The sequence below is a fragment of the Mesorhizobium sp. LMG 17147 genome, from assembly GCF_024297145.1.
Classification (GTDB): Bacteria; Pseudomonadota; Alphaproteobacteria; order Rhizobiales; family Rhizobiaceae; genus Mesorhizobium.
This window is the reverse complement of sequence record NZ_JANCTC010000002.1, coordinates 488,904-503,118: the sequence shown is the minus strand read 5'-3', so window position 1 is coordinate 503,118 and position 14,215 is coordinate 488,904. Positions and strand designations below refer to the sequence as shown.

The 14,215-nt window shown below is 61.5% G+C and carries 15 protein-coding genes; 13 read left to right on the top strand and 2 right to left on the bottom strand.

The features are described 5' to 3' along the window. Positions 1–16 precede the first annotated feature (16 nt). Both NMG46_RS06360 and NMG46_RS06355 read right to left on the bottom strand, forming a co-directional pair. On the bottom strand, positions 17–625 hold the full coding sequence (locus tag NMG46_RS06360) for a YdeI family protein (protein WP_254816850.1): 609 nt from the start codon (positions 623–625) through the stop codon (positions 17–19). A 105-nt stretch (positions 626–730) separates the two neighbouring features. Beyond that, positions 731–1,015 (bottom strand): hypothetical protein, encoded by a 285-nt coding sequence (locus NMG46_RS06355; protein ID WP_254816849.1) that lies wholly within the window; start codon positions 1,013–1,015, stop codon positions 731–733. Positions 1,016–1,336: 321 nt separating this feature from the next. Here NMG46_RS06355 and NMG46_RS06350 point away from each other — a divergent pair, with 321 nt between their 5' ends. The 13 genes from NMG46_RS06350 (at position 1,337) to NMG46_RS06290 (ending at position 14,190) form a co-directional block, all read left to right on the top strand. Next, complete coding sequence (locus NMG46_RS06350; protein WP_254816848.1) at positions 1,337–1,771, top strand: DUF3597 domain-containing protein; 435 nt, start codon at positions 1,337–1,339, stop codon at positions 1,769–1,771. A 404-nt stretch (positions 1,772–2,175) separates the two neighbouring features. After that, positions 2,176–2,406, top strand: a complete 231-nt coding sequence (locus NMG46_RS06345) for a hypothetical protein (protein ID WP_254816847.1) — start codon at positions 2,176–2,178, stop codon at positions 2,404–2,406. 235 nt (positions 2,407–2,641) lie between these two features. Then, positions 2,642–2,830, top strand: a complete 189-nt coding sequence (locus NMG46_RS06340; protein WP_254816846.1) for a DUF3606 domain-containing protein — start codon at positions 2,642–2,644, stop codon at positions 2,828–2,830. Further along, positions 2,830–3,012 (top strand): hypothetical protein, encoded by a 183-nt coding sequence (locus NMG46_RS06335; RefSeq protein ID WP_254816845.1) that lies wholly within the window; start codon positions 2,830–2,832, stop codon positions 3,010–3,012. Before NMG46_RS06340 ends, NMG46_RS06335 begins: the two co-directional genes overlap by 1 nt. A 111-nt stretch (positions 3,013–3,123) precedes the next feature. Further along, the gene (locus NMG46_RS06330; protein WP_254816844.1) at positions 3,124–4,605 is read left to right on the top strand and encodes a hypothetical protein; all 1,482 of its coding nucleotides are present in this window, start codon (positions 3,124–3,126) and stop codon (positions 4,603–4,605) included. 333 nt (positions 4,606–4,938) lie between these two features. Next, complete coding sequence (locus tag NMG46_RS06325) at positions 4,939–5,028, top strand: K(+)-transporting ATPase subunit F (RefSeq protein WP_023675300.1); 90 nt, start codon at positions 4,939–4,941, stop codon at positions 5,026–5,028. A gap of 25 nt (positions 5,029–5,053) precedes the next feature. Beyond that, positions 5,054–6,757, top strand: coding sequence for a potassium-transporting ATPase subunit KdpA (gene kdpA / locus NMG46_RS06320; RefSeq protein ID WP_254816843.1), 1,704 nt, complete (start codon positions 5,054–5,056; stop codon positions 6,755–6,757). Between the two features lie 213 nt (positions 6,758–6,970). Beyond that, on the top strand, positions 6,971–9,058 hold the full coding sequence (gene kdpB, locus NMG46_RS06315) for a potassium-transporting ATPase subunit KdpB (protein WP_254816842.1): 2,088 nt from the start codon (positions 6,971–6,973) through the stop codon (positions 9,056–9,058). Positions 9,059–9,070: 12 nt separating this feature from the next. Next, entirely contained in the window at positions 9,071–9,640 is a 570-nt protein-coding gene (gene kdpC / locus NMG46_RS06310; protein WP_254816841.1) for a potassium-transporting ATPase subunit KdpC, read from the top strand. Positions 9,641–9,693: 53 nt separating this feature from the next. After that, positions 9,694–12,435 carry a sensor histidine kinase KdpD gene (locus NMG46_RS06305; protein ID WP_254816840.1) on the top strand — a complete coding sequence of 914 codons (2,742 nt, stop codon included), beginning with the start codon at positions 9,694–9,696 and terminating at the stop codon, positions 12,433–12,435. Then, positions 12,432–13,124 carry a response regulator transcription factor gene (locus tag NMG46_RS06300; protein WP_254816839.1) on the top strand — a complete coding sequence of 231 codons (693 nt, stop codon included), beginning with the start codon at positions 12,432–12,434 and terminating at the stop codon, positions 13,122–13,124. Before NMG46_RS06305 ends, NMG46_RS06300 begins: the two co-directional genes overlap by 4 nt. Continuing rightward, on the top strand, positions 13,096–13,551 hold the full coding sequence (locus NMG46_RS06295; RefSeq protein WP_254816838.1) for a hypothetical protein: 456 nt from the start codon (positions 13,096–13,098) through the stop codon (positions 13,549–13,551). Before NMG46_RS06300 ends, NMG46_RS06295 begins: the two co-directional genes overlap by 29 nt. A gap of 129 nt (positions 13,552–13,680) precedes the next feature. Further along, the gene (locus tag NMG46_RS06290; protein ID WP_254816837.1) at positions 13,681–14,190 is read left to right on the top strand and encodes an NUDIX hydrolase; all 510 of its coding nucleotides are present in this window, start codon (positions 13,681–13,683) and stop codon (positions 14,188–14,190) included. Positions 14,191–14,215 lie beyond the last annotated feature (25 nt).

Sequence of the window (14,215 nt, the reverse complement as noted above, 5' to 3'; positions counted from 1 at the left end):
AAACGCGGCCAAATGTTTACCCAGAATCGCGATTTCGTTGCGGATAGATGGTCTCGCCGCGCTTCAGCATCGCCACGAACGCCGCGATCTTCTTCTTGCGCCCGGCTTCGGTCTTCATGTTGTGGATGCGGAAGGCGAGCGCGAAGCGGTTTTGCCCGCTGAGCTTTGCCAGCATCTCTTTTGCCCTGGGCTCGGCGTCTATTGCCGCCTGGAGGTCGTCGGGGATCTTCATCTCCTTGCCGCTCTTGTAGGCGCGCGCCCAGCGGCCGTCGGCCTTGGCCGCATCGACCTGCCTCAGCCCGTGCTCGGTCATCCGGCCCTCCTCGATCAGCCGGGCGACATTGTCGACATTGATCTGGCTCCAGGTGCTCTTCTTGCCGCGCGGGGTGTAGCGCTGCAGATAGCTTTTGCCGTCGAACGCCTTGCGCACCGCGTCGATCCAGCCCCAGCACAACGCCACGTCGATGGCTTGCTTCGGCGTGATCGACGGCAGCCCCGAATCGAGCTTATGGATCTTGATCCAGACTTCGTCCTCGCTGTCGTGATGCTCGCCAAGCCAGGCATGGAAGCTTTCGGCATCCCTGAACTCGCGCACCTTGGCGGGGTCGACCTTCACGGGCGCCATCAGCCGATCCGCCGGTGACCCAGACGCGTAACGACGCCGAACCGCGCCCTCATATCAGCTCCAAGTCCGATATCCGCAGGCCTGTTGATTCCCGCCGGCACGCATTCAGCCCGCACGATTGGGCGTGCCGAGGACATGGGATTTCCGGCGGCAGCATGACGCCGTCGAATGTCTGCATGAACATCGCCGCCGCAAAGAACGCGTCTCTTCGGTGGCGTCGCTGTGCCAGCCGAGCCGCTTGCCGGACTCGATCTCGTAGACAATGACCGGGGACGGGGTGGTGCCGTGCCCGCCGTAAACCGCGAAAGCGCCGGCCCATTTGACCGACGGATCGTCCACTGCCCAAATCGGCGAACGTTCGAGCCTGTCGGATGCGACGACTGCTGTCATGGCTTCGTTCCTCTCAGCGAATTGCGAACACGAATCTAGATGATTTTTCTAGTCTGCGTCAGCAAAACTGGCTGGCAACCATTCCCTCGTCCATTGCGCGTGACGATTTGTTGGTCCGCGATCCGACCTATTCTATTCTCGGGCCGGATCACTGGGCCGATTCCTCAATGCAACCAAGCCTTTACCCTTTAGCCATTTTTGAGTTGCCCCTGCGTTGCGTTCGTGGTCCGGTACAACCAGGGCGCTCAATGCGGCATTCGGCAACGGTCGCCTCACCGACCGTCAAGGCAACACACCGTCGAGCCAACACAGGAGATAGCAATGGGCATTTTCGACAGTATCAAAGGTGCGATTTTCGGAAACGCGGTTGCGGCCGAAGCGCCGCCGGCGCAACCGTCTCCCGCGCCTGCTTCGAGCACGGCCACCCAGCCGACGGCGCCTACCCGGTCCGCCCCGGCTGCAACCCCGGCTCCGGCCGCGCCGGCCGCGCTGTCCTCTGCCCCGGACATCGCTGCCATTCTCGACAAGGCCGTGGCCGCGAAGGGGCAGAAGCTCAACTGGAAGAATTCGATCGTCGACCTGATGAAGGCCCTGAATATCGACAGCAGCCTTGGCGCCCGCAAGGAGCTTGCCCACGAGCTGAACTACACCGGCGATATGAACGACACTGTAACGATGAATCTGTGGCTGCACGACGCACTGATGAAAAAGCTGGCCGAGAATGGCGGCAAGCTTCCGAGCGATCTGGCCGCCTAGAGTCACAAGACAAGCAATTCCAGGAAAACCTGTGAACGTTCCGGCCGGAGTTGCGTCACAAAAAAGACAGACCGGTTCGGCGTTTGCGGGAAACGACGAACCGTTCCAGTCCTGCCCGCACCGTGGTTCTTGCTGCGCTGGCTTTCGGGCGCAACCGAGCAGACCACACCGCCAAGCATCAGACTGCCAGTAAATAAAATTGAGACCGATCCCGGCCGCCGGGATTGGGCCTATGGCGAAGTCGCATGGCACAAAAGCGCTGCCGCCTCCCGCCCGGACTGCCTCCCGCAAAACCGACGATTTCGGTCGCTGCCCACGCGCTGGTAGGACCACCATTTTGCTGGCGAAACGCGACGTTCGGCGTATCATTCCCCCCGGAGAGAGTTCATGGTGGGAGGAAGCCAATGAACGTGGTGCAGAGGGTGACTGTCGCCGACTTGACGGCCCAAGAGCTTGTTTCATCTGCGCTTTCACGGTTCGGTGCCGGCGACACCATATCGACGAGGGCGATGCTGGACATCGTTCGCAGGACGGCCCCGGCCTGCGGCAACAGTGACGACGATCTGGTCGAGCTTATCGTCATGACGGCCGTTGGTAGGACCATGGGCGTCGTGTTCGACCATCGGTCCCAATAAAACAATCTGGAACGAACATCAGGCTGCGCCCAGGAGCAGTGGCGGGCGGTTGGCAGCGCCGCCAAAGAGGCCAGCCTATTTGTGCGCGAAGGCCGGCCTGACGCCAAGCCCCTGCTTTGAGCAAAACCGCCGCGCATGCCGGGTCATGCCCGAGGGCAGGGGACTGGGCGACACGCTCGAAGGAACTCGCTGAAATCTTGCCCGTTATGCTCTCGTCGAGATGAGGAGAGCTGCCATGGCCGACGACAAAACCAACACCGACAGTCGCGACCGCTCACGAGTGGCGGGCGGCGAAGACTACGAGGTACGTCACTTCGCCGAGGAAGCGGGCATCACCCCGGATCAGGCACGCACGCTGATCAAGCGTCACGGCACCGACCGCAAGGTGCTGAACGAAATCGCCGAAAGCATAAGAGCGTCGTAATGGCTGACAAGAAAACCGCAATGGCCGACCGCAAGACGCGTGATCCGGACGAAAAGGAGGCTCTGCGTCTGGCCGAAACCACCGACGTTTCGCCGAAGCAGGCGAAGGATCTGATGCGCAAGCACGGCAAGGACAGCCCGAAGGTCGAGAAGGAAGCCAAGAACTTCAAGGCCGAGGGCTGAGCCGCCGAGCCGGTTGGACGCGGCACAGGGTTGTGGCCGCAATCCTGCAGCTTATCGGTTTTCTAACAAATTCGGCCTATCCCTTCCGCTATCGCGGCTCAGGGATGCCATATGCGCGGGATATCTGGTGAGGCGAAGCGGTCGATAGGCGATGTACGGCATGTGAGGTTGGTATTTTGCCTGCTGGCGGCGGTCGTGATGGCGGCGGCGCTCCTCGCCTTTGCCACTTCCCTCCTGCAGGATCCTGATAGCTGGTGGCACATCAAGGTCGGCATGGATATGCTGGCAAGCCGCACATTCCCCACCGTCGACGTCTATTCCTACACTTTTGCCGGCCAGCCATGGATCGCCAAGGAATGGTTCAGTCAGCTTCTCCTTGCAATTGCCTTTGAAACCGGCGGCTGGAACGGCGTGGTGCTGCTGGCGACTGCAGTAATCGCGCTCACGATCTTCTTGACGTCGTGGTATCTCAGCGCGTGGTTGAAGCCGACGCTGGCGATAGGACTGACGCTGGTTCTCGCGCTCTTGATCGGGCCAATCTATGTCGCCCGGCCGCACATCTTTACCTTGCCCATCATCGTCGTCTGGACCGCCGGTCTTTTCCAGGCCGCACGCAACGAGAAAGCGCCGCCTTTGTGGCTGCTGACGCTGCTTTGCCTGTGGGCCAATCTCCATGCCACCTTCACCTTCGGTTTCGTCATCGCCGCCTTCGCCGGCCTCGATCTCGTCATGCGCACGCGCTTGTCGAACCCCCGGCTGCTGGCCAAGTGGACCGCTTTCGGGCTGCTTTGCCCGCTGGTCAGCCTGTTCAATCCCTATGGCGTCAAGGCCATACTCGCCACGTTCACGGTGGCCTATGGCAATGAGGCGGTGCCTTACATTGCGGAGTGGCAACCCTTCGACGCCTCGCGGCACACCCTCCAGGAGGTGGCCCTGCTGGTGGCGTTTTTCGGGCTGCTCGTGTCGAGATTGCGCATTGGCTGGGCCAAGGCGCTGTTCCTTGTCTTCACGCTGCACGCCTATCTCACCCACATACGGTTCATGTACTTGTTCTTTCTTCTTGTCCCGGTGGTCCTTGCCGTGGAGGTCGCGCAACAATATCCAGCGCTTTCAGCCGAGAAATGGGCGGTGGAAAAGCGCGACGGACTTGAACAATTTTTCGCACGGCAATTTTCCAGGATTTGCGCTGGACTTGCCGTGTTGCTGGTTTTGGCGGCTGCCGCCTTCACGACCTATCCGGTCGCGCCGAGCCAGAAGACCTCGGCGAGGGACGCACTGGCCTTCGCCCAAACCCATAATCTGTCGGGCAATCTGCTGAACTCCTACGATTTCGGCGGTACGCTGATTTTCCATGGCATCAGGACGTTTATCGACGGCCGCGCGGATCAGCTCTTCCTGAATGGCTTTACGGAAACGGATGAGCAGACTGGGCACAGCCGGGGCAAGCCGATCCTGAAAGCCCAACTCGAGAAATATACGATAGGCTGGGCATTGTTGACCGCCGACGACCGCCGCATTCCGTTCTTCGACGAACTGGGCTGGAAGCGGGCCTATGCGGACGATTACGCGGTGATCTACACCCGCGCGGACTGAGCCCCGGCAGCTTCGCGCGCCGGTGTGCACATCCCTCCTGAAGCTGTGGCCAGCGCCGAGGCGGCGAAATCCTTATGGGATTTTGATTTCTTTGCTCCGCGTCCCGTCTCGAACCTTTATGGCACTTTGATCCATATTCGTCGAAGCGGTCTATCCGGCCGTCGATATGATGCGGCGACCGGTTTTGGTAGTTTTGTTAGAGTAAACAACAAATACAACATAAGGAAAATGCGCGGTGGACATAGTTGTTGTCGCGATTGGAATCACGTTCTTTGCTCTATGCTTCGGCTACATCAAAGCTTGCGACAAGCTGTAAGTTTAGGGGATCGCAACATGCTTTTCGACTATATCCTCGGCGGCGCCGTGACCTTGTTTCTTCTCGCCTACCTGACATACGCCCTCGTTCGCCCGGAACGCTTCTGATCTCCGCTGGCAAGGAGCCAACCCCATGACAATCAACGGATGGCTGCAGATCCTCGTCTATTGCGGGATCGTCGTTCTGCTGGCCAAGCCGCTCGGCGGTTACATGTATCGCGTTTTCAGCGGCGAGCGCACATTCCTGTCGTCAATTCTGGCCCCGCTCGAGCGCGGGCTCTACCGCATATCAGGGACCAGCGAGCGCGAGGAGCAGCACTGGACCTCTTATGCGGCGGCCCTGCTGTTCTTTAACCTGGCCGGCTTCCTGGTGCTCTATTTGCTGCAACGGCTGCAAGGCGGCCTGCCCTACAATCCGGCCGGCATGACCGCCGTCGAACCTGGGCTGGCCTTCAACACCGCCGCCAGCTTCATGACCAACACCAACTGGCAGAACTACGGCGGCGAAAGCACGATGTCCTATCTGGTGCAGATGGCCGGCTTGACCGTGCAGAATTTCCTGTCGGCGGCGACCGGCATCGCCATTGCGGTCGCATTGATCCGCGGCTTTGCCAGGGCCTCAGGCAAATCGATCGGCAATTTCTGGGTCGATATGACTCGCGGCACGCTCTATCTGCTTTTGCCGTTCTGCATCGTCCTGACTCTGGTCTATGTCTATCTCGGCATGCCGCAGACGCTCGCTGCCTACGTCAACGCGACGACGCTCGAAGGCGCGCAACAGACTATTGCGGTCGGGCCGGTCGCTTCCCAGGTTGCCATCAAGATGCTCGGCACCAATGGCGGCGGTTTCTTCAACGCCAATGCAGCGCATCCCTTCGAAAATCCCGACGCAATCTCCAACCTGATCCAGATGGTGACGATCTTCGCCCTCGGCGCGGCGTTGACCAATGTCTTCGGCCGCATGGTAGGCAACCAGCGCCAGGGCTGGGCAATTCTGTCGGCTATGGGCGTGCTGTTCATCGCCGGCGTTGCCGTCTGCTACTGGGCGGAAGCCGCAGGCAATCCGCTGATCCATGCGCTGGGCGTCGGCGGCGGCAACATGGAGGGCAAGGAGAGCCGTTTCGGCATCGCTCTGTCGGCGCTCTTTGCCGTCATCACCACCGCCGCGTCCTGCGGCGCGGTCAACGCCATGCACGACAGCTTCACCGCACTCGGCGGCATGATCCCCATCATCAACATGCAGCTCGGCGAGGTCATTGTCGGCGGCGTCGGCGCCGGCTTCTACGGTATCCTGATGTTCATCGTCATTGCCGTTTTCGTCGCCGGGCTGATGGTCGGACGCACGCCCGAATATCTCGGTAAGAAGATTGAGGCCAACGAGGTCAAGATGGCGATGCTGGCCGTGCTCTGCCTGCCGCTTGCAATGCTGATCTTCACCGCTATCGCGGTGGTGCTGCCGACCGGCGTTGCTTCCATCGCCAATGCCGGCCCGCACGGCTTCTCCGAGGTTCTCTATGCCTACACCTCGGCCGCGGCGAACAATGGCTCCGCCTTTGGCGGCCTCAGCGGCAACACGCCCTGGTACACCGTAACGCTCGGCATCGGCATGCTGATGGGCCGGTTCCTGGTCATTATTCCGGCGTTGGCGATTGCTGGCTCGCTGGTTGCGAAGAAGACCGTCCCTGCCTCCGCCGGCACCTTCCCGACCGACGGTCCACTGTTCGTCGGGCTGCTGGTTGGTGTCATCCTGATCGTCGGTGGCCTGACCTTCTTCCCGGCCCTGGCGGTCGGACCGATCGTCGAGCACCTGGCGATGATTCACGGTCAGACATTCTGAAACGGCCATGCCCTGGTTCAAGATCATACCTCGAAAGGTCCGGCATCGCCCCGAGCCGGAGGGGGAGAAAACGCCCCCTCCTTTCCCGACGCTGTCCACATTCCTCGCTATTGCGGCAGCCTTGATCATGATCTGGCTGCTGGCTTACGGGCCGCCGCACCTTCGTTCGGCACACGATCGACCGGTCAACAACATCGACACTGGAGCTACCAAATGAGCCCGTCGAAATCCGTGAGCATCATGGATACCCGCATTCTGTGGCCCGCTATCGGCGGTTCCTTCAGAAAACTGAACCCGCGCACCTTGATGCGAAACCCGGTGATGTTTGTCGTCGCCGTCGTCTCGGCGCTCACCACCGTGCTGTTCGTCAAGGATCTCGTTACCAGCGGCGGCGATCTTGGCTTCACGCTGCAGATCATCATTTGGCTGTGGTTCACCGTGCTCTTCGCCAATTTCGCCGAAGCGGTGGCCGAAGGCCGCGGCAAGGCGCAGGCAGACTCGCTGCGCCGGGCGCGAACCGAGACGCAGGCCAAGCTGTTGAACGATGGCGACCGCAGCAAGTTCAAACTGGTGCCCGGCACCAGCCTGAAGGTCGGCGACATCGTGCTTGTCGAAGCCGGCGACATCATCCCCTCGGACGGCGAGGTGGTCGAAGGCATGGCGTCGGTCAACGAGGCGGCCATCACCGGCGAATCCGCACCGGTTATCCGCGAATCCGGCGGCGACCGTTCGGCGGTGACCGGCGGCACGCAGGTCTTGTCCGACTGGATCCGCGTGCGCATCACCGCGGCTGCCGGCCATACGTTCCTCGACCGCATGATCTCGTTGGTCGAGGGCGCCGAGCGCCAGAAGACACCCAACGAGATCGCGCTCAATATCCTGCTCGTCGGCATGACGCTGATCTTCGTGCTGGCCACGGCGACGATCCCGAGCTTCGCCTCGTATTCGGGCGGTTATATCTCGGTGACGGTGCTGGTCGCCCTGTTCGTTACCCTGATCCCGACCACAATTGGCGCCCTGCTGTCGGCGATCGGCATTGCCGGCATGGACCGCCTGGTGCGCTTCAACGTGCTGGCCATGTCGGGCCGCGCCGTCGAGGCGGCCGGCGATGTCGACACGCTGCTGCTCGACAAGACCGGAACCATCACGCTGGGCAACCGCCAGGCGACGGCATTTCGTCCGGTCAAGGGCGTCACCGAACAGGAACTGGCGGACGCGGCCCAGCTTGCCTCGCTTGCCGACGAAACGCCGGAAGGCCGCTCGATCGTCGTCCTGGCGAAGGAAAAATACGCCATCCGCGCCCGCGACATGGCAAGCCTGCACGCGACTTTCGTGCCCTTCACCGCGCAAACCCGCATGAGCGGCGTCGATCTGGAAGGCTCCTCGGTCCGCAAGGGCGCAGTCGATGCGGTACTTGCCCACGTCAACCTCTCGACAGTTGCCACAGGCCGTACGCGCAACGACACCGTCCGCGACCTTCAGGCGATCGCCGACGAGATCGCCAAATCGGGTGGCACTCCACTCGCGGTCGAGCGCGACGGGCGCCTCCTCGGCGTCGTCCATCTGAAGGACATCGTCAAGGGCGGCATCGCAGAACGCTTTGCCGAATTGCGCCGCATGGGCATCCGCACGGTGATGATCACCGGCGATAATCCGATGACCGCGGCGGCGATCGCGGCGGAAGCCGGCGTCGACGACTTCCTTGCCCAGGCGACGCCCGAGGACAAGTTGAAGCTGATCCGCGACGAGCAGGCCAAAGGCAAACTGGTCGCGATGTGCGGCGATGGCACCAACGATGCGCCGGCCCTTGCGCAGGCCGATGTCGGCGTTGCCATGAACACCGGCACGGTCGCGGCGCGCGAGGCCGGCAACATGGTCGATCTCGACAGCGATCCGACCAAGCTGATCGAGATCGTCGAAATCGGCAAGGCGCTGCTGATGACGCGTGGCTCGCTGACCACCTTCTCCATCGCCAACGACGTAGCCAAGTATTTTGCCATCATCCCGGCAATATTCGCCGTCTTCTACATCGCCCCGGGCCAGACCGCCGGGCCGCTGCAAGCGCTCAACGTCATGCATCTGGCCACGCCGCAGAGCGCTATCCTCTCGGCCATCATCTTCAACGCGCTGATCATCATTGCGCTGATCCCGCTGTCGCTGAGGGGCGTCAAATACCGCGCAGTCGGCGCCGGTGCGCTGCTCAGCCGCAATCTCACTGTCTATGGCCTCGGCGGCGTCGTCGTCCCCTTCGTCGGCATCAAGGTGATCGACATGGCCATCACCGCTCTCGGTCTCGCATAAGGAACCATGTCGATGCTCAATCAAATCAGACCCGCGATCGTCATGATCGTCTTCTTCACGATTCTGACGGGTTTGATCTATCCGATCGGCATGACCGGCATTGCGCAGGCGCTGTTTTCGCGCCAGGCCAATGGCAGCCTGATCGAGAAGGACGGCAAGCTCGTCGGTTCCGAGCTGATCGGCCAGGCTTTCACCAGCGACCGCTACTTCCATGGCCGTCTCTCGGCTGCCGGCGACGGCTACAATGCCGCCGCCTCGGGCGGCTCGAATCTCGGCCCGACCAATCCCAAGCTGATCGACCGCATCAAGGTTGACGCCGAAAGGCTGAGGACGGAAAACCCGAACCAGCCGGTACCGATAGATCTGGTCACCACGTCCGGCAGCGGCCTCGATCCGCATATCAGCCCCGACGCGGCCTATTTTCAGGTCGCCAGGGTGGCCAAGGCCAGGGGCGTCGATGAATCCAGGATCAAATCGCTTGTCGACAGCCATGTCGAAGATCGCGAATTGGGATTCATCGGCGAGCCGGTGGTCAATGTGCTGGCCCTCAACCTTGCGCTGGACGATGCGATGAAACAGTAAAGGACCGGCGCCGGGATCGACACCGAAGCCGGCGCCGTTCATGATTGACGCTTATGCCAGACGACAGCCGCACCGCCGAAACCAGGCCCTCTCCCGACGCGCTACTCGAGCATGCCCAGCGAGAGGAGCGCGGTCGCCTGAGGATATTTCTCGGCGCCGCCCCCGGTGTCGGCAAGACCTACGAGATGCTGATGTCGGGCCGCGCCAGGTTGGCCGACGGGATCGACGTAGTAATCGGTATCGTCGAGACGCACGGCCGCAATGAAACCCAGACGCTGGTCGAAGGCTACGAGGTCATTCCTCGCCTTGAGATCGATTACAAAGGGCGGATCCTCGAGGAGATGGATCTCGACGCCATCCTCGCCCGGCACCCGGCGCTGGTTCTGGTCGACGAACTTGCCCATACCAACGCGCCGGGCAGCCGTCACCCCAAGCGCTACCTCGACGTCCAGGAAATCCTGACGCACGGCATCGATGTCTACACGACGCTGAATATCCAGCACGTCGAGAGTCTGAACGATGTCGTGACGCAGATCACCCGCGTCAGGGTGCGGGAAACTGTCCCAGACTCCATAATCGACCAGGCAGACGATATCGAGATCATCGACCTGACCCCCGACGATCTGATCAAGCGGCTTGAGGAAGGCAAGGTCTACATCCCCAGCACCGCCCAGCGCGCCATCGAGAACTATTTCTCGCCGGGCAATCTGACGGCGCTTCGGGAATTGGCGCTCCGCCGCACTGCCCAGCGGGTCGACGAGCAGTTGCTGACCCACATGCAGGCCCACGCGATACCCGGGCCCTGGGCAGCGGGGGAAAGGGTTCTCGTCTGCGTCGATGCGCGTCCGGGCGGGGCGGCCCGTGTACGTTATGCGCGAAGGTTGGCCGATCGGCTCCGCGCCCCTTGGACGGCGCTTCATGTCGATACCCCTCGTTCAGCTGCCATGCCTGAGGAAAACAAGGATCGGCTGGCGACGCAGCTGCGCCTTGCCGAGCAGCTCGGTGCCGAGGTGACGACCATTCCGGGTCAGAACGTCGCGCAAGACATCGTTCGGCATGCGACGGCGAACAACTTCACCCACATCGTGATCGGCAGGCCGACCCGATCGCGCTGGCGGGAATTGATCGAAGGCTCGCTTACTTACGATCTCATCCGCAATGCCGGCGACATCAGCGTCCATGTCATTTCGGGAAACGAACGCAACGCCGAGGCGACGTCGAGGACCGTCAAGGCGGCGGACGAGCAGTGGCAGTTCGAGATCTGGCCCTATCTCAGGGCCACGGCCTATGTTGTTGGCTCGCTCGCCTTCGCCGTCCTTCTCGACCAGTTTCTCGACGTCCGCAACCTGGCGATCATCTTTCTCATTGGGGTCCTGACGTCGGCGGTGACCGGCGGTCTCTGGCCGGCTTTGTATGCCTGCCTCATCAGCGCCATTGCCTTCAACTATTTCTTCCTGGAACCACGCTACACGCTGACGATCGAGGATCCGGAGAGCATCGTTGCGCTGGCCGTCTTCCTGGTTGTTGCGGTCATTGCCAGCAATCTAACAGCGCGCGTGCAGCGTCAGGCGGTCGCTGCGCGCTCGCGGGCACGCGCCACGGAAGATATTTATCTCTTCTCAAAGAAGCTCGCCGGCGCTGGCACGCTCGACGACGTTCTCTGGGCGACTGCCTTCCAGATCGCCTCGATGCTGAAGCTGCGCGTGGTGCTGCTTCTGCCGGAGGACGGCACAATTGCGGTCAAAGCCGGTTACCCACCCGACGACACGCTGGCCGAGGCCGACATTGCAGCAGCCCGCTGGGCCTGGGAGCATAATCGCGCCGCCGGGCGCGGCGCCGACACGCTGCCCGGAGCAAAACGCCTCTATCTGCCCTTGCGGACCGGACGCACGGCGGTGGGCGTTGTCGGCCTCGACAACGATAAGCAAGGTCCGCTGCTGACACCCGAGCAGCAGCGTCTGCTCGATGCGCTCGCCGACCAGGCGGCGGTCGCCATCGAGCGCATCCAGCTCGTCGCCGACGTTGACCGGGCCAAGCTTGCGGCCGAGGCAGACCGTCTGCGCTCGGCCTTGCTCACCTCCATTTCCCACGATTTGAAAACGCCGCTTGCCGCCATCATGGGCGCGGCCGGAACACTCAGGGACTTCGAGGCCGCGCTTCCCGAGCAGGACCGGACGGAACTGCTGTCGACCGTGCTCGATGAGGCGGAGAGGCTTAACCGCTTTATTGCCAATCTGCTCGACATGACCAAGATCGAATCCGGCACGATGGAGCCGAACTACGCCTTTCACTATCTCGGCGACATTGTCGGGTCAGCTCTGCATCGGGCCCGCAAAATCGTCCGCGAGCATAAGACCGAGATCGACATTCCATCGGATCTGCCGATGTTGCGGGTCGACCCCGTTCTGTTCGAACAGGTGCTGTTCAACCTCCTCGACAATGCTGCAAAATACGCGCCACCAGGTTCGACGATCCGCCTGCAGGCCTGGGCCGATAACGGCTTCATCATCCTGCAGATCATGGACGAGGGACCAGGCATTCCGCCAGCGGACCTGGAGCGCGTTTTCGACACTTTCTACCGTGTGCGCAAGGGTGACCAGGTGCGTGCCGGCACCGGGCTCGGCCTGTCGATTTGCCGCGGCTTCATCGAAGCGATGGGCGGGACGCTCTCGGCGGCAAACAGGTCCGACCGCTCGGGGGCGGTTTTCAAGATCAAGATGCAACTGGTACCGGCGGAGCTGCCCAATCTCGGCGAACCCGAGGCGGGCCATCAAAATATGGACGATCTGCCATGACGAGCCTCGACGTTCGGATATTGGTGGTCGACGACGAACCGCCGATCCGGAAACTACTTCGCGTCGGGCTTGGCAGCCAAGGCTATGCGATCAGCGAGGCGCCGAACGCCAGGGCGGCGATTGAACTCATCGAGACGGAAAAGCCAGACCTTGTGCTGCTCGATCTCGGCCTGCCCGGCATGAGCGGGCATGAGCTGCTCCGCAAATGGCGGGATGATGGCCTGGACATTCCCGTGGTTATTCTTTCCAGCCGCACTGATGAGGCCGGCATCGTCTCGGCCCTCGAACTCGGCGCCGACGATTATGTAACCAAGCCATTCGGTATGAACGAGCTTGTCGCACGCATCCGCGTCGCGCTTCGCCACAAGTTCCAGCAGCAGGGTGAGAGACCGGTGTTCCAGACCGGCGACCTCTCCGTCGATCTGGTGAAGCGCATCGTCAAGGTCGAGGACAAGGAGATAAAGCTCTCGCCGAAGGAATACGACATCCTCCGCATCCTCGTACAGCATGCCGGTAAGGTTCTCACCCACCAATTCCTGCTGAAGCAGGTCTGGGGCGATTCCACCGACGTTCAATATCTCAGAGTCTACGTCCGGCAGATCAGGCAAAAGATCGAAAAAACGCCCGACCAGCCCCGCTATATCACCACCGAGACCGGCGTTGGATACCGGCTGCGCGAAGTCGATTGACGCGACGAGCATCCGAAGCCGAAATGCCTCTTCCAATCCGCTTCAAATCAGCGGCGGCCATGGTGTCGCCGGACAAAAGCCCTATATTACGGAAAGATCGGTTTTGTGCGGGAATGAACCAATGCCACGGCTTCGTCTATTGACGTTTTTGGGGTCGGCAATGCTGACTGCGGCGATGCTGCCGGGCGTAAATCCTGCTGCATCGGCACAGGTCGTCAGTCCCGCCGACCGCAACGTGTTGATCCAGCAGGACCAGTTGCAGATGTTGGAGAACAGGCTGCGGCGCCAGCAATACCAGCAGCAGCAACAGCAGTACCGTGCCCAGGATCGCCAAATCCCAACCCCGCAACGGCAGGAGGTGCCGCAGATGAGGCCAACTTGCCAGTTGCTGCCGTCGGGGAGCGGCTTCGTCAGCACCTGCCGCTGACGACCGGCCCTTTCATTTATTTAGCCGACTTATATATTGTGGAAACCGCTCCGCTTGCGCCCCATTGAAAGCGGCCGACTTTGCAACGCTGCCCTTGCCGTTTGGGCACCGCCTCGACTGGATTATCGAATGGCAGCCAGCAAGAAGAAGGTCGTACGCAAGGCAAGGAAGGGCGACCGGATTCGCCAGGTCGCGGCGATTCCGTTTCGGCTGAACGAGCATGGCGACGTCGAGGTGATGCTGGTTACATCGCGAACGACAAGGCGCTTTATTGTGCCGAAGGGCTGGCCAATGAAGGGCAAGAGCGGCCGCAAGGCGGCCACCATCGAAGCACAGGAAGAAGCCGGCGTTCTGGGCAAGACACTGAAACAGCCGGCCGGCACCTATTGCTACTGGAAGCGGCTGGCGAACCGCTTCGTCCGTGTCGACGTCGTCGTCTATTTGCTGGAGGTATCCGAGGAACTTGCCGACTGGGAAGAATCCAAGAGGCGTCAGCGTGCGTGGCTGGCGCCGGCCGACGCGGCGGTGCTCATCGACGAGCCGGATCTCTCGACGCTGGTGAGGAACGTCAGGATTCCCAAGCTGGAGTATAGTTCCAAAAAAAAGAATCCGGCTTTCGGAAAAGATCACGCTCAATAAAGGATCGAGGCTATCACGACTGGAT